Here is a 21614-nt window from a genome sequence, read left to right as displayed (position 1 = left end):
AACAGATGTACACTTTACGTGCAATAAGTTAGCACCTGATCGGGGAACTGTCTAGCTGATAGAGACAAATAAGCCGCGACCTGGGCGGTTCACGGCTTACAAGTCACATTATAGGTTTGCGTCTAGGAACTCTTTCAGTTGAGTTTTAGACAGTGCGCCAACCTTCGTTGCCGCCACACCGCCGTCTTTAAACAGCAGCAATGTTGGGATACCGCGAATACCAAACTTAGGCGGTGTACCCGCATTCTGGTCGATATTCAGCTTACCAATAGTGACTTTCCCTTCGTACTCTTCAGCGATCTCGTCAAGAATCGGCGCGATCATTTTACAAGGACCACACCACTCCGCCCAGAAATCGACCAGTACAGGGCCTTTAGCATTGATAACATCTGCGTCGAAGCTGTCGTCTGTCAGCTGCAAAATCTTGTCGCTCATCTTTCACTCCAATGATTACTTTTTGTCACTGGTGATATACCAACCAGTAAATCATCACACTATTTGAATGTATTCACTATCGTATTGCAAGCCTAAGCTGATATTCTATGCGGATGAAAATGACGCATCTCACAGAGCAAAAATTTGCCGACTTCGGACTTCATGCCGATGTCATCAAAGGTTTGGAAGAAAAAGGGTTTCATAATTGTACCCCTATCCAAGCTTTGGCATTGCCGGTCCTGCTCACCGGCCGAGACATTGCAGGACAGGCCCAAACGGGCACAGGTAAGACACTGGCATTCCTGACTGCGACTTTCCATCACTTGCTGACAACGGAGGCTCCTGCCGACCGCAAGAAAAACTGCCCGCGAGCCATTATTATGGCACCGACGCGCGAACTTGCGATCCAGATCTATAATGATGCTGCCCCGTTACTGGCCTCAACCTCACTGACCGCAGGCCTTGCTTACGGTGGTGAAGCGTACGACAAGCAGAAAGAAGTACTGGAAAATGGCGTTGATATTCTTATCGGCACCTGTGGTCGTATTATCGACTTCTACAAACAGCACGTGATTGATCTGCGCAGCATTCAAGCCGTTGTACTGGATGAAGCTGACCGCATGTTTGACCTTGGCTTTATCAAGGACATCCGTTTCTTGTTCCGTCGCATGCCGGCTCCTTCAGAGCGTCAAAACATGCTGTTCTCTGCCACCCTGTCTTATCGTGTACAGGAACTGGCGTTTGAGCACATGACAAACCCTGAGCATGTTGTGGTAGAACCGGACCAAAAAACCGGACATCGCATCCAAGAAGAGCTCTTCTACCCGTCAAACACTGACAAAATGCGCCTGCTGCAAACGCTGATTGAAGAAGATTGGCCAGAGCGCGCCATTATCTTTGCCAACACCAAGCACCGCTGCGAGCAAATCTGGGGCCACTTGGCTGCGGATGATCTGCGTGCTGGTTTGCTAACCGGTGATGTGCCGCAGAAAAAGCGCATGAAGATCTTAGAAGACTTCACGAAAGGTGATATCGACTTCCTGGTTGCAACCGACGTTGCCGCCCGTGGTCTGCATATTCCTCAGGTAACACACGTATTCAACTACGATCTACCTGACGATAGCGAAGATTATGTTCACCGTATTGGTCGAACTGGTCGTGCGGGTGCAAGCGGTCACTCTATCAGTTTCGCGTGTGAAGAATACGCCGTGAACCTGCCAGGTATCGAAGAGTATATCGATCACGCTATCCCAGTGTCTGAATACAATGAAGACGCTTTGATGACTGATTTACCTGCCCCGATACGCCTACAGCGCCCGCGTCAAGTCAACGGCCGCCGTAACACGTCAAGCAGCAAGCCAGGTTCACAACCTCGCGGCCGCGGTCGTCGTCGTCCGCCACAGAATAAAGCGTAAAGCACTCAGGGGTAACACAGCATGGATCACGCGCGTTCGCCCCTGTACGCTGCCATTGACCTCGGTTCAAACAGCTTTCATATGCTGGTTGTCCGCGAAGTTCAAGGCAGCGTGCAAACGCTGGCAAAAATCAAACGCAAAGTCTGCCTCGCCGCAGGCTTGGACAAACAACTCAATCTCAGCGAAGACGCGATGCAGCGTGGTTGGGACTGCCTTTCCCTTTTTGCAGAACGCCTGCAAGATATTGACACCTCCAACATCCGTATTGTTGCCACCGCCGCTTTGCGCAGTGCAAAAAACGCCGATGTGTTCATCACCAAAGCCAATCAAATCCTCGATCATCCCATCACAGTGATTACCGGTGAAGAGGAAGCCTGCACCATTTATCAAGGTGTGGCGCATACCTCGGGTGGCAAAGGCAAGCGACTGGTGGTCGATATAGGTGGTGCGAGCACAGAGCTTATTATCGGTGAAGGCTTTGATGCCGCTGCCTTAACCAGCCTCGACATGGGCTGCGTGACTTGGCTTGAACAGCACTTCAAAGACCGCACATTGACCGAAGCCAGCTTTACTCGCGCCATTGACGGCGCAAAACAGGTGTTGGCACCGATTGTTGAGCGTTATCGTTCACTCGGCTGGGATATATGCGTCGGGGCAAGTGGAACGGTTCAAGCGCTGCAAGAAATCATGATTGCGCAAGGTATGGATGAGGTGATCACCCTCGCCAAACTACACCGATTACGTAAACAAGCCATCGGCTTTGGTCAGGTTGAAGAACTCGACATTGATGGTTTGACGCTAGAACGCGCCTTGGTCTTCCCAAGCGGCCTATCAATTCTGATTGCGGTTTTTGAACAATTCGACATTGATTCGATGACACTAGCAGGCGGCGCACTGCGTGAAGGCTTGGTGTATGGCATGATGGATACGATGCGCCAACAAGATATTCGCACGCGTACCATTCAAAGCATACAGTCTCGCTATCAGTTAGATCGCGCACAAGCCGACAACGTCGCCAACATGGCACTGAATCTACTCAGCCAATGTGGTGATGAATGGATAGCAGAGCCTATTGCGGAAGAGATGCTGAGATCTGCCAGCGAACTCTATGAGATTGGCATGAGTATCGGTTTCAAAAAAGATGGCGTACATGCTGCCTATTTGATTAAAAACCTCGACCTACCTGGCTTTACTCAAGCGCAGAAACAGCTTCTAGCAGAATTACTGCGCCAGTACCGCGAACAACTGCATCCTGTCGGTATACAAAGCGCCGTGTCTGCAATCAGTGCTAACCGCATTTTGCGACTATTGCGACTGGCCATTATTCTCTGCCACCGCCGTGACAGCAATGTCTTACCGCCAGTGACGTTGAATACCAACAGTGACGAGCTAACACTGACGCTGCCCACTACTTGGCTTGCCAACAATCCGCTGATGGCGGCAGAACTGGCACTAGAAGCGCAGCGCCAAAGCGACCAACATTGGCCTCTGAGCATTTCGTAAGATTATGTTCAGATACAAAAAAGCACGGCGATTTGCCGTGCTTTTTTGTGCGACATTGAGTGTGATTACAGAGTCAAAACAATCTGCGCCGACACACCATAGTTATTGTCTTCACCGTAGTACGCGCCTAGGTCAAAACCAAATGCGCCAAATGGTTTAAAGCCAACACCCGCCGTCACGGTATCTTGCGCATAATCAGTCAAGCTATGGCTGTAACCTGCGCGCACCTGCGCCCAATCCCATGCATTGAGTTCAGCACCGACGCGAGCAAACTGAGTCTCATGTTCTACTTCTTTGAAATAGCGCGTTGCAGAAATATCGTAATCCGCCGCCACAGTCAGTAGTCGCGAGTTAAACGCAATACCTGCAGTGTACTTTGGTTCAACCAAGAACGTAGCCTGAGTGCCATAGCTCACATTGGTTTCAAGCTCTTGCGCAAAAATATTCTTCGCAGCCAAGCCCAATGTTAAGTGCTGAGTTGGCATATAGCTGATGCCCATGTCAGCGTTAAACACGGTTGCCTCTTGGTACTCAGAGCCCAAATCGACGTCATCTTCTTCAAAGCCAGAAACGGTATTCTTATAGTTCAGTGCCACGATATGCTGCGCTTTCGGTGTAACACCTACTGACAATCGCTGTCCTTGGAAAGGCAGGTCGAATGCGCGAGCCATCGCAATACCAACATCAACCGTCCCGCCGATCAAACCATGCACTGTTGACTGCATGTTTTCACTATCCGGAGTGCCGACCAAATCACTATCAACAACATCAGTCATCGCGATCGTAGCCACGTTTGCTTTAGCAAACATGTTCATACTCAGATACTTGTTTGGAATGGCAACAGCAATGCCAACGCTAGTATCGACACTCAATGAGCCGTTATCCAGTTCGCGAAGTGCCGCACGCCATTCGTCTTGCAGGTTTTGATCCTGATTGTTGTATTCCAACTCTTCATCAATTTGTTGGAAATGATCAATCTTGTTATACAAATCATCACTGTCATGTGCGCCCAAATTAACACCCAACAGCAGGCCAAAGTCATCTGAGCCCGTAAAGTTCACCGTCTGAGCAGGGTTATGGAAAGCCGCCATCAAATAGTTTGAAGACGCTACGCCTGTCCCGCCCATTGCTGTTGAGCGAGCATCAGCAGCGCCAAAAGCCAGCGCTTGGGAAGATACGGATGCCATAAGTACTGCCAGTGATACATTTGTCATTTTCATTTATTTTATTTCTCTATATTCTCTAAATACAACATTTAATACTTTTTCAATCCGCCATTAGGCCTGTTGTTTTTTTTATACACAACATTAATTTTCGGACAGTAAAATATTTTTATGAGTTATAAAATGGTGATGCATAAGTCGCGTTAATGGCAGAAATACAAACGATAAATGAATCAATATCACTAAATTCAATAATATTTCATAAACAAAACAGGGATCACGTATACATAAAAATATGCATTTACAGCGCTCAATCTTAAAAGCATAATCTGCCGACTTTTTGCTCTAAAAAAAATTAAATAAATTAGATATGTCTATATTTCAAACTAAGAAAGCAGCACTGGCTGTAGCAATTTCTTCTGCGCTGATCCTTTCAGCGTGTGGTGGCGGTGATGATAGCGGCGCACCAGGCGGCGGCAATATTGGTGGTGGTGGCGGTGACGGCGGTGGCGTAACTCAGCCAGGCGGCGTGATCATTACTGCAATGGATGGTTACATTCACAAAGCCTTACTTTGTGCTGATGACAACAGTAATGGTGTTTGTGAGCCAAGTGAAGTCATCAAAGACATTGACGGAAAAGTTCTGCTGACCGATGAAAGCGGCCATATTAATGCCGAAATTAGCCAAGCAGATGAGAAGCGTCTTAAAACTTCAGCTCGCCTTATTGCAACAGTCCAATCTCTAGATGCTCATTCAGAAGTCATTACTGAAGACATGGACTTACAAGGTCAGGCAATGAAAGCCGTCACTCTTCGAGCGCCTGCAGGTTCTGAAATTGCCAGCCCAATTACAGACTTGGTTGTATCTAAGATGCAATCAACTGACACTGCTGAAGGCCTTTCAAAAGAAGATGCAGAGAAAGCGGTGATCGAATCTCTAGGTGGCCTAAACACCGAGGGAGAGCTTAGCCAAGACATTCTTTACAGTGACTACATTCTTGCGAAAGAAACGGGTGACGATGCAAGCAAAGAGTTGGCTGCGAAAATCCACAAAACAGCTCAAATCCTAACTGAAACGAAAGCAAACGCATCGTCTGACGAAGCGTTTGACGCACAATTAGACCAAGTCGTTGAAGCAACGGTTGACGCAACCGCGACGATGAAGCCTGAAGATCTAGAAGACGAAACGTATAAGCCATACGTTCCTGTTGTTGAAGAGCCAACCGAGCCACCCGTTATCGTTACCAACTACGCGGTTCAGTTTAACGCGGACAACGTTACTGCACTGAAAAGCCAAGTTGAGGCTCTGGAAGGTATTTTTGGCGACGTAGAAATGTGGGGAGACGACAAAGTCATCTCTGTTGTTGTGGCCGATCTGATCATCGATAAAGACGGCAAAGGCAACACTGTTTCTATCGCTAACGATAAAGCGCTTCGTGAAGCGAATCTTTCTGTAACACTTGCTAGCGACACGCTGACTATTTCTCGCGTGAATCCTGAAGCACATGTTGCAAAAGGCACCTACAAGATTCAACTGGCTACCAACGACCTGAACAGCAATGGCGAAGTGGTTTCAGAGCAAGTGATCTCAACGACCACGCTTGATCTGAATGTGAATAGCTACAACTACGCGCCGACACTGAACCAAGTCATTGCCGATGCAGTTGCGAAAGCAGTTAAAGCAGTAGAGCTTGAGCAACATACTGAAGTTAACGCATCATTTAACATCTCAGATCTATTTGATGATAAAAATGGCGATGTGTTGGTATACGCGGCTAAAACTAATATTCCAGGGCTAGTCGCCGAAGTTAATGGTACGGATATCACTTTAACAGGCGCTCCAACAACTGCACCAAAAGACGGCCAACTCGTCATTTCAGTAACTGATGGTGCAAACAAAATTGACAAATCTTTTGCGTTCGCTGAAGTCGCACCATCTATCACCAATCACCTGCGAGACCTGCTGGTTGGAGAAAACAAAACTTGGTATCGCTGGAACGGCGAGCAAGACTTCGATGAGACAAATCAAACTGCTTACAACTATGCAAACTGCATGGCAATAAAGTTTGTCGAAGGTGAAAACAAGAACTCAGGTATCGCCCTGCTTGCAGAAGGTGAGCAATGCCCTACAGAATCAAGTGCCTTTGAGCCAGATGGTACTTGGGAAGCCAATGCTGAAGGCCACCTTATTTGGGCAATCCCAGGTGAAGGTGACGTTACTCTGACTAGCTTTGTAGATACTCACGAAAATGATGAACGTCAGCCACGTATTACCGTATTTGAACGAGAAAAACTCGTTGAAGTTACAAAAGCGAGTAACGGTAAAGCTGCACTGACGACTTCAACCTTCGAAAGCGGTTTTACTCTGTTTAAAGGTCAAGTATCTGCAAACACCTACTGGAATGATGCGAGTGGTAGTATTTGGGTAAACGGTAAAGACGTAGCCATCGACCTGTCTGCACAACATGGTCAATTCACCGCTAACGAGCAATTTGACTACATTGACGTAGATCTGTACTTCAATGGTATGCAGTGTTCAGAGCTAGGACTCGTAGCAAACGAACACGGTACTTTTGAACCAACATTCCCTGGTTCTCGTTACGAGTGGTTCCGTATCACTGGCGAAGCACTGAACGGCAATGCGTTCTACTTCAATGCTTCAGATAAGGGCTTCAAAGCATTCCAATCTGGTAGTGATTGTGCAGTAAATCTTGATATCACCGAAGCGATGGCAACATCAGCGGGTGCAAACTTCAAGGCAGGTCAAGCACTGACAGTTTACGGCTCAGAAGCGTCAAACATTGGTGATGAAGAGTTCATTATCAACACCTTTATCGACCGTGATTTCTCTATCCAGCCTAAAGAAGACCTGATTATTTCTGAAACGGGAATCTTCTTTGTTGATGGTATGTCAGTGAGCAATGTTTACCGTTCTGAACAAGGTGGTAAAACTGTCTTCCTAGAACGAGCAATGGATTACGAAAACGGTGCGTGGAGCGAGTGGTGGCCGTTTGGTGACTCTCAACTAATTACTCAATACGTAACAGCAAATGGCCGCCACGCTTACCAGTTCTTTAATGAGGGTGATCATTACAACTCTGATGAGTCTTTCACAATCTGGGCTGACACTGCTGGCACGATGAGCATGAAAGATGCAGACAGCGATGAGGTATGGACACAGAAGTACTTCACTAGCGAAGCTGAAGCTAAAAAAGCAGTTGAAGCTGTCGTCACTCAATCGATCAACTTTGTGGGATCTACGTGGCGCGAAACCTTTGTAACAGGTGGCGAATCTTCTGAATACTCTGATTACGCATATGTAGCGGAGGGTTACACAATCACCTCATCACCAGCCGCAGAGTATGATGGCTTCTACGCATGGGAAAAATCGCCACTGAATGATCTTCCTTGTATGTATGAAGTCAACCATACCTGTACGTATGAAGAACTTAACAAGAGCTACCCTTGGGAAGGCGCCTGGGTGAAATGGGAGTGGGACCCAGTTACCGACGCAAACAAAATGTGGCGTCACAAAGACAACCACGAATCTGAATGGGTTCGTCTGAAGTAATTTCAAACGTCCAGATACACAAAAGGCGACCAATCGGTCGCCTTTCTTCTTTCTAAACGCGAACGCTTAGAAGCTCCAAAGCAGCTGAACACCCGCGCTGTAGTGCATGGTATCACCCTCTGGAACCACTGCGTGGTAACGCTTGTCATCAATAGTTACGATCACACCATCACTTTCTTTACGGTTCTCATAGGTCGCAGTCACAAAGCCACCGATACTCACTCCAGGATACACGCGGTAAGCCACCGCCGCTTCTAGTGCTCCACGGTACCCCGTATCATAGAAAGTTTGTTCTTCTAATCCTGGTGCGGTGTTGGTGGTATAGCTCCAGACAGGAACACCTAAGATTGCACTGAACTTGTAATGCCATGGGCTTTCGTTATGTAGAGTGCCCGTGTCGTACATCACGCCCATATCCAAAAAGATATCCGTTGAGGTTTCTTCCCATGTACTGGTGAAGAACTCATGCTGACCTTCTGGCAAAGCTTGGAAGCTCTTTTTTCCGTAACGCTTGTGCGTCTGGTAGCTAAACGCAGGGCCACCAACCAAGCGCCATTCTGGCGTCATCTTGTAGTGCAGCAACGCGTTGGTTGAAGCGCGCAAATATTGATACTTGTTGGTCTGCATCAGGCCGTTGGCGTCATACCAATCTTCCTGAGCATCACCCGGTGAAAATGTTGCCAATGCTTCCAACGAGAAATCAAATGTGTCGTTCACATAATAAAGGCCACCTGTATTAACAACAGGGCTCATTACACTGACTGATGAGCTGATACCCGGATGTTTTTCGTCGTAAGTTACATGCTCAAAACCACCACGAAAATAAGAGTATCCACCCTTTGTTTCTTTCTCACCTGCCACTGCTGCAGGAGCTATCATACCGGTCGCAACAAGCGCCAACGCGGACGCCAATACCGTCTTTTTCATTGTTGTATAATCCAACTGTCGTTTTATTTATATAAATGGAATTTTTAAAAGCGCGGCATTATACAAACTTGCATGGATTTAGATTTAGCAGGCACAAAAAAAGCACGCAAATTGCGTGCTTTTCATTACTGTTTGAACAGTTAAGCGCCAATACCACTGTGGCGCAGCAGCGCATCAGGCGATGGCTCGCGGCCGCGGAAGCGTTTGAACAGCTCCATTGGCTCTTCACTGCCGCCGCGCTCTAGAATATTTTCCAGGAACGACGCGCCCGTTTCGGTGTTGAAAATGCCTTCTTCTTCAAAGCGGCTGAACGCATCTGATGACAACACTTCTGCCCACAGGTAGCTGTAATAGCCCGCGCTGTAACCACCCGCGAAGATATGGCTGAATGAATGCGGGAAGCGATTCCACTCTGGTGATGGCACCACTGAGACTCGGCTTTTCACCTCGGCGAGCGTTTCCAGCACTTTCGCGCCCTCTTCTGGGTCGAAGCGGGTAAACAAGGTGAAATCGAACAATGCAAATTCTAGCTGGCGCAAAATGAACATCGCTGATTGGAAGTTCTTCGCGGCTAACATTTTATCGAGCATGTCTTTTGGCAGTGGCTCTCCGGTTTCAAAGTGACCTGAAATGAACGCTAGCGCTTCTTCTTGCCAGCACCAGTTTTCTAGAAACTGACTTGGCAGCTCTACCGCATCCCAAGGTACGCCGTTAATGCCGGATACTGATGATTCATCCACTTGGGTGAGCATGTGGTGAATGCCATGACCAAACTCATGGAACAAAGTGACCACTTCATCATGCGTGAACAATGCAGGCTTGCCACCGATAGGCTTGTTGAAGTTACACGTTAGGTATGCGACAGGAGTTTGAAGCTCACCTGATTGGGTAATGCGGCGACCGCGGCAATCGTCCATCCATGCACCGCCACGTTTATGTTCACGCGCATACAAGTCCAAATAGAAGCTACCACGCAGCTCGCCTTTGCCATCGAAGATATCGTAAAACGATACCGACTCATGCCAAACGTCCACACCGTCACGGTGTTTCACGTCCATACCGAATACACGCTTAAGCACTTCGAATAGTCCGGCGACCACTTTGTTTTCAGGGAAGTAAGGGCGAAGCTCTTCGTCTGAAATGCTGTATTGGTGCTGCTTGAGTTTCTCGGAATAGTAAGCCACATCCCAAGGCTCGAGTGCGTCAACATCAAAGCTTTCTTTGGCGAATTGTGCCAACGCTTGGAAATCTTGCTCGCCTTGTGGGCGCGCTTTGTCGACAAGCTCATTAAGGAAGGTCAGTACCTGATCGGTTGACGCTGCCATTTTGGTGGCCAACGACAGCTCACTATAGCTAGCAAAACCAAGCAGGCGAGATATCTCGCTTTTCAGCAGCAAGGTTTCGCTGATGAGATCGGTGTTGTCCCACTTACCCGCAGTCGGTCCGCGATCTGATGCACGCGTGGTGTAGGCTTGGTACATCTCTGCGCGAAGTTCACGATTATCACAGTACGTCATCACAGGCAGGTAAGACGGAATATCCAGCGTTAGCAGGTAGCCTTCTTGCTCTTTCGCCTCAGCTTGCGCTTGTGCAGCTGCCAATGCTGATTCAGGCATGCCCGCAAGCTCGTTCACATCCGTGACTTGCTTGCTCCAGCCCATCGTGGCATCAAGCACATTGTTTGAGAAATTAGAAGAAAGCTCAGACAGGCGCTTGCTGATCTCGCCAAATCGATGCTGCTCTTTTTGTGGCAATGCAATGCCTGACAATTCGAAATCACGAAGCGCATCGGTAATGGTCTTTTGCTGCGCTGGCGTCAGAGAATCAAAATCATCACGCGCCTTAATGGCTTTGTACGCATCATATAAAGGCTTGTTTTGACCGACCCATGTTGAGTAATCAGACAACTCCGGCAGACATGCTTCATAAGCGTCTCGAAGCTCAGGGCTGTTCACCACACCATTCATGTGTCCGATAGGTGACCAAATACGGCTGAGCCTGTCGTCACTCTCGGCAAGCGGCACACAAATGTTGTCCCAGCTTGGATCTGTGTTGTTTTCCAACACCGCTTCTATCGCGGAGCGGCAATCAGCGATAGCTTGCTCAACGGCTGGTTGAACATGCTCTGGCTTAATGGCAGAAAAGGGAGGCAAATCGGTAAACGATACCAACGGGTTGGACATGATCAGTTCCTTTATTTCTTTCTCTAATGCATTAGTTATGATGGCAAATGAACGGGTTTTCAATGCCAATGCTGCATCCGATCTCGCAATAAGCGATAATGCTCGCTACTTTTGTCCGTTTTCATTCAGGTCTATCATGCTCAGTTATCGCCACAGCTTCCACGCAGGCAACCATGCCGATGTGGTTAAACACATTGTTCAGAGCCTTATCATTGAATCACTCAAACAAAAAGATAAAGCCTTTGTGTATCACGATACCCACAGTGGTGCCGGTCGTTACGACCTCGCCGACGAGCATGCTGAAAAGACTGGCGAATACAAAGAAGGTATCGGCCTGCTTTGGGATTGCCAAGACATACCAGACGCCATTGCACCGTACATTGATGCAATCCGTAATGTGAATGATGGTGATGAGCTGCGCTTCTACCCTGGCTCACCAAAGGTAGGCAGAACATTAATGCGCGACCAAGACCGCGCAATGTTTACTGAACTTCACCCGACGGACTTCCCACTGCTGCTACAAGAGTTTCGTGGCGACCGTCAGGTGAAAATGTTCAAAGAGGATGGCTACGCACGTTTGAAAGCCAGCCTTCCGCCAAAAGAGCGTCGTGGCGTGGTGTTAATTGACCCGCCTTATGAGCTAAAACACGAATACCAAGACGTGGTTGATGCCATTGAAGAAAGCGTTGCACGCTGGGCGACTGGCACTTATGCAATTTGGTATCCGGTGGTGTATCGTAAAAATATCGACTTGATCACCCGTGGCTTGGAAAAGCTCGGCATTCGTAAAATTCTTCAAATCGAATTGGGCGTTGCACCCGATTCCGAAGAGCGCGGCATGACGGCGTCAGGCATGATTGTGATCAACCCGCCTTGGACGCTTGAAGCGCAGATGAAAGAAATTCTACCGTGGCTGCAAAGTAAAATTGCACCCGCGACAGGTCATCAATTTGTAGAATGGATTGTACCTGAGTAACAATCAGCCCCCATCGGGTCTGTTAATATTGGGAAATATTGGATTGCCGCTATCAGTGCGGAAATAAGAATAATCACATGGAGAATAAAATGGCCAAGCATTTTGATTACATCTGTATCGGTGGTGGTAGTGGTGGTATTGCATCGGCTAACCGAGCGGCAATGTATGGTGCAAAGGTAGCAATTGTTGAAGCGCGCCACTTGGGCGGCACTTGCGTAAACGTAGGCTGTGTACCTAAAAAAGTGATGTGGCATGGCGCTCAAGTTGCTGAAGCGATCAAACTGTACGGCCCTGACTATGGTTTCGATACCACGGTGAACAAATTCGACTGGGGAAAACTGGTCGAAAACCGTGAAGCCTACATTGGACGTATTCACACTTCTTACGAAAACGTATTGGGCAAAAACAACATTGAAGTCATCAACGGCTTCGCTAAATTTGTTGACGCAAAAACCGTAGAAGTGAATGGCGAGCACTACACCGCAGACAATATCTTGATTGCTGTAGGTGGAGAACCAACCATTCCGAACGTACCAGGTGCTGAGCACGGTATCGATTCAAACGGTTTCTTTGAACTGACTGAGCAGCCAAAGCGCGTTGCCGTTGTCGGTGCCGGTTACATCGCAGTTGAAATCGCGGGTGTTTTGAATGCACTGGGTACTGAAACCCACCTGTTCGTTCGCAAAGAATCACCGCTTCGTACCTTCGATCCGATGATTATCGATACCTTGGTGGAAGTGATGGAAGCAGAAGGTCCAAGCCTTCATACGCAGTCCACGCCGAAAGAAGTCGTGAAAGAAGCGGATGGCTCTGTGACACTGCATTTTGAAAATGGCACCTCACACAACACCGATATGCTGATCTGGGCGATTGGTCGTCACCCAACCACCAGCAAAATCAATCTGGAAGCGACTGGCGTTGAAACCAATGCACGCGGTTACATCAAAGTGGATGAGTTCCAGAACACCAATGTGTCTGGTATCTACTGTGTTGGCGACATCATGGAAGGCGGCGTAGAGTTAACACCAGTTGCTGTTAAAGCAGGTCGTCAACTTTCTGAGCGCCTGTTCAATGGCAAAACTAACGCCAAGATGGATTACGCCCTGATCCCAACCGTGGTATTCAGTCATCCACCTATTGGCACGATTGGTCTGACTGAGCAAGAAGCCAAAGCGCAGTGCGGCGAAGAGAACGTGAAAGTTTACACGTCTGGTTTTACCGCCATGTACACCGCCGTGACTCAACACCGTCAGCCTTGCAAAATGAAACTGGTTTGCGCGGGTGAAGAAGAAACCGTGGTTGGCCTACACGGCATCGGTTTCGCGGTCGATGAAATGATCCAAGGCTTTGGCGTCGCCATGAAAATGGGCGCAACGAAAGCCGATTTCGACAGCGTGGTCGCAATCCACCCAACAGGGTCAGAAGAGTTCGTTACCATGCGATAAGAGTCTGTTTTACATAAAAAAGCGACTTAACAGTCGCTTTTTTTGTTTCTGCACTCAGTAATATCCGTCCATCACTCACACAGCACATTCAACGTTAGCGTGTCTGAAATGGCCACAAACGCCATGTCCAATTTAATATCGTAAACGTTACCGCTGCTTAACCAGTACGGAATGGTCGCTGGGAACTGCTCTCTAGCACCTTGTCGCGAGACAGCGCGGCGAATGGCTGACTCTGATACCAACCTCTTTCCCGATTGCGTACAGGCCTTTTTAGCGTCCAAGTAGGTAGCCCGCCACCAATCTCGTTGGTGGATGGAGTAACGCGCGTCATTACCTTTGGGCTTTGGCGTCCAAAGCCCGACAACAGGGTCGAGTTTCCGCACTGTCGCTCCCTTGCTCAGGGTTTGCCTTGGCTTTTTGGTTGAGTGCTGGGCTTTGGTAGACTGAGAAGAAGACTTCTCTGGGTAATCTATTTGACGGATAAAGGCATCAGACGTCACAGGCTCTTGGCGAATTTTATCGCGAATGGCAACGGCATCGTTGAATGCTTGATAAGGACCAAGCAGGCATCGAAAGCCTTTCTCTTCTGGCTTTAAAACCCAATCCGCGTTGTTGGCTATATGCTTTTCAATGCGTTGTCGAAAAGCTACGCTTGGCAGGTTATCCAAAATGCCGCATTGCACCCAAAAAGCACCGCCTTGTGGTGATGGCTTCTTGCTCCACAGCCCTTCACCTATGGGACACTGAGCAGAGACAATCCCTATGCCTTGCTCAACCTTCAGCGTCTGGCACGCCTTCGTGGCAAAGGTGCTACTGGAGAAAAATAGACCCATCAAGAATAAGGTACGCGTCATTCCTCTCACTGCCTCATCAACCTCAATCGCAGATCTGTTTGTCTTACACCCATGCATACCTTCATACCGCTCGTGTCATTACACGTTATTGATTCAACGGCACATTGTAGAGAGCGAAGTGTAAAATGAGGGATTTGTTGATAGTTTCTACAGCAGATTTCACAACATGTGCAAAAGGGCGTGGAACAAACGTGGACATGTCATGACGGTAAATGCGTTTTTATTCGCACAGTACCAATAGCACGGATTCTTTTGACAGCGGCATGGGTACCATCATTATCGAATCAAAAGCATATTGCTCCGCAACCCAAAAAGGTAAACGGGAGGGCAATTGGGATTTGTACTCTGCACTCCTTGAAATTGATCTGAGTGTTGATTCGGACACCAGTTTCATTCCATCGTTTTCGCAAGTGGATGTAGCCTCTTTCAAAGAGGCTCGCCACCAAACAAACTTGTCATCGGTGTAACGCTTTTCGCCATCTCGAGGTTTCGGACTTCTTAAACCCAACAAATCAAAATAATCACGCTTAAGAGCGGCTTTAGTCGCTGATACGTTCCCACTAGCCTTACCGTTGATATTCATTTTGGTAGAAGAGTTACCTATAACTTTTTCTGCGCCATTTTCCACCATAAGGGCATTCCGAATAAAAGCACGCGACAGCGCTGGCTGTTTTCTCAGTTCGTCACGCGCGCTCACAGCTGTTGAATATTGTACAAACGGTCCAACAAGACAGCGATACTGACTTCCTTCTTGGCGAAAAACCAAGGCTTCTTTGTTAGGAAGACCATTCAGTTTTTGGGCAAACCCAGACTCAGGTAGGCTGCTTAGCAACCCACATTGCACCCAAAATATTCCCGATAGGTTTTCTGGTGCTCTCCCCCACAAACCTTGTCCAATAGGACACGTTTCCTGCACAATATTCCAATTACCCTGTCGCGAAGAGTCACAATCTGCCTCTGCAGACTGAACCATCTTTGATGTTGATAGCAGTAGTAACAACACACCCAATAAGTGAAACAAACGTCTACGCATCGCCCTTCTCCATTGAGGAGTGTTTTTATTGTTCAGTTAGTTAGCGTAGCTCGAAATTGCTATACCGACGAATAGAAAAGCAATGACTCAATAAGCATGAGATCAAAAAGCCCCAGCCAAATGACCGGGGCTTTTGCTAGCAAACTGAAGCGAGCCAAGGGAAGCGACAATAGCCACTTCCGAATTTACATGGCTTACCCTTTGTAGATTTTCGGGTTGAAGACATCTCTTAACCAGTCGCCGAGTAAGTTTATCACCAGCACCAACATAACAAGGACGATGCCAGGGAATGCGGTGATCCACCAAGAACCCGAGAAGATATAGTTGAAGCCAATGCTGATCAACGAACCCAATGATGGCTTATCAACCGGCATGCCTAACCCCAAGAATGAGAGCGCAGCTTCGGACATGATCGCATTGGCAACCTGCACGGTAGAAATGACTAGAATCGGCGATAAGCAGTTTGGCAAAATATGCCTAAACATAATGCGCGGTGCTCTAAAGCCCATGACTTGCGCCGCTTCAACATACTCTTTTTTCTTTTCCGCAAGCACACTAGCCCGCACAGTCCGTGCGTATTGAGGCCATTCAGCGAAACCAATGATGACAACCAACATCAAAATGGCGTATTCACTGTAAAAGTCGCTACCAAAGCTGGCTTTAAAAATCGCCGAGACGATGATGGCAACCATCATGGTAGAAAACGACAACTGCACGTCAGCGATGCGCATTAGCAGGCTATCAATACGTCCACCAAAATAGCCCGCACTGAGTCCTATCACGATACCCAAGAATAACTGCAGTGCAACAGCACCCAAGCCAATCAGCAACGAGATACGCAGGCCATACATGATGGTCGAAAGAATATCTCGGCCTTGATTATCCGTGCCTAATGCAAAACGCTCATCTCCAAACTCCATCCACGTGGGCGGTAACTCCGAGTCCATAATATCGATAGACGACAAATCATATGGATCGGCCGGTGACAGGACAGGGGCAAAAACAGCCACCAGCATAAACAACATGAATGCCGTAAAACTGGTAATGGCGACTTTGTCACGCTTGAAGTGGTAAAAGAAATCCGAGGCTAAAAACTGTTGCCAGCGAGAAGGCGCTTTCGGGGTCACAGTGCTCATACTTACGCTCCTTTGCCGGTTAAGTTAACGGTTGGATTGATTAAGCCATACAGCAAATCAACCAAGGTATTGGTGACGACAAATAGCAAACCAACAAAAATGACATACGCGGTAATAAGCGGCGTATCGACACGGTTAATGGCTTCAAGAAATAAAAAGCCTGTACCCGGCCACTGGAACACGGTTTCAGTCAAAATGGTGTAGGCCACCATGGTTCCTATCTGTACACCACCGACGGTGACAACAGGCAGCATGGTATTTTTCAGCGCATGTTGATATTGCACTTTGCGCTCTGGCATCCCTTTCGCTCTAGCAAATTTCACGTACTCGGTACTGAGCGCCTCGAGCATTTCAGAGCGTACAAGGCGAATAAACAGGGGAAGCATAATTGAAGACAATGAAACAGCAGGCAACACCAAGTGTGCTAAACCATCCACCGTGAAAAAGCCTGATTCCCAGCCAAACCAGTTAGCTGTGTCTCCTCGCCCGTATGAGGGCAGCCAATTTAATTCAATCGCAAACACGTACATCAACATGATTGCGGTCAGGAACACCGGCACAGAAATACCAATGATACTAAAGCCCATAATGAGCTTGGTCAGAAAACTATTAGGGTGAATCGCGGAATAAACCCCGAGAGGGATCGACACCAAAACGATAATAATGGCAGCAGCGATAACCAGCTCTAACGTTGCCACCAGTTTGTCGAGAATTACATCAACGACTGGACGCTTATAAAAATAGGAAGTGCCTAAGTCTCCTTCGACGGCGCTCGATATAAAACGGCCATACTTAACAAAAAAAGGATCATTGAGGCCGAGTTCATCGCGTAACTCGTTTCGCTCTGCTTCAGAGACAGACTGCCCAACCAGCTCCCGAAGAGGGTCACCTAGATTGTCCTGGATGGAAAACGCCACCAGGCTGATCACAAACATCACTACCAGTGCCTGAACCAGGCGCTTAACCAAAAACGTAAACATTCATCGCCCCGCAAACAACAAACTGGCTCCGGAAAAGCCCGGAGCCAAAAACACTACGATTACCGCTTACTTTTCAGAGACGACCAATTCGCCGAAGTAAGGGAAGTTCATCGCATTGACGATAGGCTGAATATCGACGTTAGACTTCGCAGCCCACGCTAGGTTTTGCCAATGTAGAGGTACAAACGCAGCCTCGTTATACAAGGTGGTTTCTACTGCTTTCAGCATTTCAGCGCGTTTCGTCGGGTCAGTTTCTACGTTTGCTGCTTCCACCAGCTTATCCACTTCGCTGTTAGAATAGTGACCACAGTTGTACTGGCCTTTACCCGTGTCTGCATTACGCGTCATTGTCAAGAACTCAGTAAAATTCGCGGAGTCTTCTGTGTCAGAGTGCCAGCCGATCATTTGCATGCCCGCTTCACACTTGTCAAACTCAGGCCAGTACTGCGCTTTTGGCATGGTTTGAAGATCCACTTTGATGTCGATCTTTGACAACATTGCCGCCACTGCCTGTGCAATTTTCTCGTCGTTCACGTAACGGTTGTTTGGCGCAATCATGGTGATGGTGAAACCATCGCCGTAGCCTGCTTCTTTCATCAAAGATTTGGCTTTTTTCAGATCATAGCGAGGCTTAAGATCAGGATTATGACCCACATAACCTGCTGGACTTTGCTGTCCAGCGGTCGTTGCGAAACCTTTCATGATCTTTTGTGCAATGCCTTCGTTATTAACGGCATAGGCAATGGCCTGACGAACACGTGGGTCACGTAACGGTTCAGACACATTTTGGTTCAATTGGAACGTGATGATACGCGTGCCCGGTAGTGTCACCAGATCAATGCCTTTCGCTTTCTCAACACGTTTATGATCGTTTGGAGAAACCGGTGCAATCATATCAACATCGCCAGATAGCAGCGCTGCAACGCGGGTTGCGTCTTCTTTGATTGGCACGAGCGTTAGTTTGTCGACATTGCCTGGGCTTTCTTTATCCCAATAGTCGCCAAAGCGATCAAATTCGACCTTCACGCCCTGCTCGCGAGATGACACGACAAAAGGACCGGTACCTGAAACATTGGTAGAAGCAAAAGTAGAACCGCTTTTTTGGATTTGCGATTTGTCTGCACCAGCGTCGGTTTTACCTGAGTAGAAATCGGCATCCATCGGGAACACGTACGTCATGGTTTGCAGCACAAGTGGATATGGGCCATCAGTGATAAAATCGACGGTGTAGTCATCCACTTTCTGCACTTCCGCGATTGGCGTGAAGATGCCTTTGAAATCAGGTGATGATTGCAAACGCTCAACCGTCCAAATCACATCATCGGCAGTAAAATCATTGCCAGAATGGAATTTCACCCCTTCGCGCAGCTTGAATCGTACGGTTTTGTCGTCGATACGCTCCCAGCTTGATGCCAAACGCGGCTCAAATTGCAGGTCTTGCGTCCAGCGAACGAGAGGATCAAAGACCATGTGTGACAGCTGCAGGGTACCGCCTGACAGTTGCTCATGGGGATCTAAGGATACAGGATCTGCATCATAAGCAACGGTAATGTCTGCGGCTGATGCAGCAAAGCTCAAGCCCGCTGCCATCAACGCAATAGCGATTTTGCTCTTCATGGTTTTCATTGCATGACTCCTTATGCTGGGAGCGAACTCCCGATCTGTTGTGTATTTGCAAAGCGCTAGGTCTCGCAAAATTAAACCGATAACGGACACAACCATCCTTTCCACTATCGGCATTAAATTATTGTGGTGCGGCAGCAGCCTCTAACGCACTCATCCCCTTAAATTCGGGCATAAGAGATATCAGCTTCTTGCTGTACGGGTGCTGGGGTGACGTAAACAAGTCTTCCGTCTTGGCAACTTCGAGCAAGGTGCCTTTTTGCATGACACCGATGCGATCGCACATTTGACGGATCACAGGTAAATCATGGCTGATGAACAACATGGTCAAATTCAGCTCTTGCTGGAGATCTTTCAGCAAATTCAATATCTGAGCTTGAACAGACACATCCAATGCAGACGTTGGTTCGTCACAAATCAGCAGACGTGGGCGCGTTGCCAGTGCACGAGCGATAGAGATACGCTGGCGCTGACCGCCGGAGAATTCATGTGGGTACTTAATGCCGCTTGCGCGACCAAGACCGACATGGTCGAGCAAGTCACCCACAATCATTCGGATTTGGCTTTCGTTCTCAGCAAGACGGTGAAAACGAATTGGCTCCGCAATGATGTCTTGCACTTTCATACGGGGGTTCATGGATGAATACGGGTTTTGAAACACCATTTGCATCTGACGGCGTATGGGACGGCGCTGAGCTTCACTTTTCAGCGCAGTAAGGTCGATACCTTCGAAAGTGACCTTACCGGAGTTAGGTGGGTACAAACCGGCGATAACTCGCGCAATGGTCGACTTCCCTGAACCAGACTCACCGACAAGACCAAATGTCTCGCCCTCATGCACATCAAAGCTAACGTCATCCGACGCTTGCACATATTCACGGCGGCTTTCAAAGAAAGAGTCTTTGGTGACAAAGCGAAGGTTCACGTTTTCAACGCTAAGCAACGGCCCAGTGTACGAGCGCTGATCCTGACTTTGACCCAGCCAATGGGTTTTCACGTCCAGCGGCTTCATGTCGACCGCTTCTTCGATGTAGCTGACCAATGGAAAGCGATCGAGCTTAATGTCTGATCGAGGCACAGCGGAAATCAAGCTTCTGGTATACGGGTGCTCAGGAGTATTCAACACCTTGGCGGTTTCGCCAAATTCGACCAAGTCCCCGCGATACATGACTGCGATTTTGTCCGTCACATTAGAAACAACACCCATGTCATGGGTGACGAGCATGCAACCTACGTTCTTTTTCACGCAAAGTTCACGGATCAGATTAAGGATTTGATCTTGAATCGACACATCTAAAGCCGTTGTCGGTTCATCTGCAATGATTAAGTCCGGCTCTCCAGCAAGCGCAATGGCAATAACCACACGCTGACGCATCCCACCTGAGAATTGGTGCGGATACTGTTTAATCCGCACATTGGCATCAGGGATCCCGACCTGTTCCATCAGAGAAACAGCACGTTCTTTCGCTTCATCAACGCTCAAACCAAGGTTAGTGGTAATCGTTTCTACAAGCTGTCTTTCAACCGTGAAGAGTGGGTTCAATGAAGTCATCGGATCTTGAAAAATAAATCCAATTCGCGCGCCGCGATAATGGCGCATTTTTTCCGGCGAAAGACCAGAGATCAACTCACCTTCGAGATATACCTCACCACTGGCAACATGCCCGGGTGGGCTTAAAAGATCGATAACTGCATTACCGACCGTCGATTTTCCTGCGCCAGACTCACCCACAACGCCAACAATTTCGCCACGTTCGATAGAAAAGGAGAGATTTTTAACTGCGGCAAAGATGCCGTGACGAGACGGATACTCAATACGAAGATTTTTTACTTCAAGCAATGCCATTGACCAGACCCTTGATACTGCACAATTCCGTGCCTGTCTGAAAACAATCCCTGTTTACATCAACAAAACAAGACCAATTTAACGCCCTACAATCTGTCAAATGTTTCACGAAAAATCAACAAACTAACACTTATTACTGAAAATATGACACTTAATCGAATAAATATTCATCAATACACTAATTAGCAGCATCGACATGCTTGGTCAATGTCGGAGAATAACGCGTAAAACCAATGTGTATCAGATACAAAACCGCAATGCTTGCTGAAATTTGGGATCGTCTAAGTATTCAACCAAGAGCAATATAGCTGTAACAAAAGGTAGGGAATTCTCACCTCACGCGCGTTTATTTGGTGAGATCTGTGAGGACACGCAGTCAAAGATAAGGCAAACGAGAAGGATTTCTTGAAGATGTGTTATCAAAAGTTATATCGCAGATACGAAAAAGCCCGCTCTATTGAGCGGGCTTTCTCTGAATGTGGTCGGTGAAGAGGGATTCGAACCCCCGACCCTCTGGTCCCAAA

15 protein-coding genes are annotated in these 21614 nt (G+C 47.9%); 5 read left to right on the top strand and 10 right to left on the bottom strand.

What is annotated here, in order from left to right; all coding sequences use genetic code 11:
• Window positions 1-108 precede the first annotated feature (108 nt).
• A complete protein-coding gene (gene trxA, locus A1OO_RS07220) occupies window positions 109-435 on the bottom strand; it encodes a thioredoxin TrxA (protein WP_016960584.1) in 327 nt (108 codons plus the stop codon).
• A gap of 113 nt (window positions 436-548) precedes the next feature.
• On the opposite strand from trxA, the gene rhlB reads away from it, so the two are divergent.
• On the top strand, window positions 549-1850 hold the full coding sequence (gene rhlB / locus A1OO_RS07215) for an ATP-dependent RNA helicase RhlB (protein ID WP_026023762.1): 1302 nt from the start codon (window positions 549-551) through the stop codon (window positions 1848-1850).
• Window positions 1851-1871: 21 nt separating this feature from the next.
• Window positions 1872-3353 carry a guanosine-5'-triphosphate,3'-diphosphate diphosphatase gene (gene gppA / locus A1OO_RS07210; protein WP_017002626.1) on the top strand — a complete coding sequence of 494 codons (1482 nt, stop codon included), beginning with the start codon at window positions 1872-1874 and terminating at the stop codon, window positions 3351-3353.
• A 65-nt stretch (window positions 3354-3418) separates the two neighbouring features.
• Here gppA and traF read toward each other — a convergent pair whose 3' ends face one another.
• Complete coding sequence (gene traF, locus A1OO_RS07205; RefSeq protein ID WP_017002625.1) at window positions 3419-4573, bottom strand: conjugal transfer protein TraF; 1155 nt, start codon at window positions 4571-4573, stop codon at window positions 3419-3421.
• 313 nt (window positions 4574-4886) lie between these two features.
• On the opposite strand from traF, the gene A1OO_RS07200 reads away from it, so the two are divergent.
• Window positions 4887-8087 carry a hypothetical protein gene (locus tag A1OO_RS07200; protein ID WP_017002624.1) on the top strand — a complete coding sequence of 1067 codons (3201 nt, stop codon included), beginning with the start codon at window positions 4887-4889 and terminating at the stop codon, window positions 8085-8087.
• Between the two features lie 66 nt (window positions 8088-8153).
• On the opposite strand, the gene A1OO_RS07195 is transcribed toward A1OO_RS07200, so the two are convergent.
• Entirely contained in the window at window positions 8154-9014 is an 861-nt protein-coding gene (locus A1OO_RS07195) for a hypothetical protein (protein WP_017002623.1), read from the bottom strand.
• Window positions 9015-9154: 140 nt separating this feature from the next.
• Window positions 9155-11197 (bottom strand): oligopeptidase A, encoded by a 2043-nt coding sequence (gene prlC, locus A1OO_RS07190; RefSeq protein ID WP_017002622.1) that lies wholly within the window; start codon window positions 11195-11197, stop codon window positions 9155-9157.
• Window positions 11198-11333: 136 nt separating this feature from the next.
• Between prlC and A1OO_RS07185 the strand changes: the two genes are divergently transcribed.
• The gene (locus A1OO_RS07185) at window positions 11334-12173 is read left to right on the top strand and encodes a 23S rRNA (adenine(2030)-N(6))-methyltransferase RlmJ (RefSeq protein WP_026023760.1); all 840 of its coding nucleotides are present in this window, start codon (window positions 11334-11336) and stop codon (window positions 12171-12173) included.
• 89 nt (window positions 12174-12262) lie between these two features.
• Window positions 12263-13618: a glutathione-disulfide reductase gene (gene gorA / locus A1OO_RS07180; RefSeq protein WP_017002620.1), complete on the top strand. Its 1356-nt coding sequence runs from the start codon at window positions 12263-12265 to the stop codon at window positions 13616-13618.
• A 71-nt stretch (window positions 13619-13689) separates the two neighbouring features.
• Here gorA and A1OO_RS07175 read toward each other — a convergent pair whose 3' ends face one another.
• The 6 genes from A1OO_RS07175 to A1OO_RS07150 all read right to left on the bottom strand — a co-directional run bounded on the left by A1OO_RS07175 (window position 13690) and on the right by A1OO_RS07150 (window position 21090).
• Complete coding sequence (locus A1OO_RS07175) at window positions 13690-14472, bottom strand: SPOR domain-containing protein (RefSeq protein ID WP_017002619.1); 783 nt, start codon at window positions 14470-14472, stop codon at window positions 13690-13692.
• A 220-nt stretch (window positions 14473-14692) separates the two neighbouring features.
• On the bottom strand, window positions 14693-15505 hold the full coding sequence (locus A1OO_RS07170; RefSeq protein WP_017002618.1) for an SPOR domain-containing protein: 813 nt from the start codon (window positions 15503-15505) through the stop codon (window positions 14693-14695).
• Window positions 15506-15699: 194 nt separating this feature from the next.
• Window positions 15700-16641, bottom strand: coding sequence for an ABC transporter permease (locus tag A1OO_RS07165; RefSeq protein ID WP_016960575.1), 942 nt, complete (start codon window positions 16639-16641; stop codon window positions 15700-15702).
• A gap of 2 nt (window positions 16642-16643) precedes the next feature.
• Window positions 16644-17621 (bottom strand): ABC transporter permease, encoded by a 978-nt coding sequence (locus A1OO_RS07160; RefSeq protein ID WP_016960574.1) that lies wholly within the window; start codon window positions 17619-17621, stop codon window positions 16644-16646.
• A gap of 66 nt (window positions 17622-17687) precedes the next feature.
• The gene (locus A1OO_RS07155) at window positions 17688-19247 is read right to left on the bottom strand and encodes an ABC transporter substrate-binding protein (RefSeq protein WP_016960573.1); all 1560 of its coding nucleotides are present in this window, start codon (window positions 19245-19247) and stop codon (window positions 17688-17690) included.
• A 118-nt stretch (window positions 19248-19365) separates the two neighbouring features.
• Window positions 19366-21090 (bottom strand): dipeptide ABC transporter ATP-binding protein, encoded by a 1725-nt coding sequence (locus tag A1OO_RS07150; RefSeq protein ID WP_016960572.1) that lies wholly within the window; start codon window positions 21088-21090, stop codon window positions 19366-19368.
• Between the last annotated feature and the right edge of the window lie 524 nt (window positions 21091-21614).

Origin of the sequence: Enterovibrio norvegicus FF-33 (genome assembly GCF_000286835.2) — a bacterium.
Lineage (GTDB): Bacteria > Pseudomonadota > Gammaproteobacteria > Enterobacterales > Vibrionaceae > Enterovibrio > Enterovibrio norvegicus_A.
Note: the sequence above shows the minus strand (reverse complement) of the source record. Positions and strands in the feature narration are given on the sequence as shown.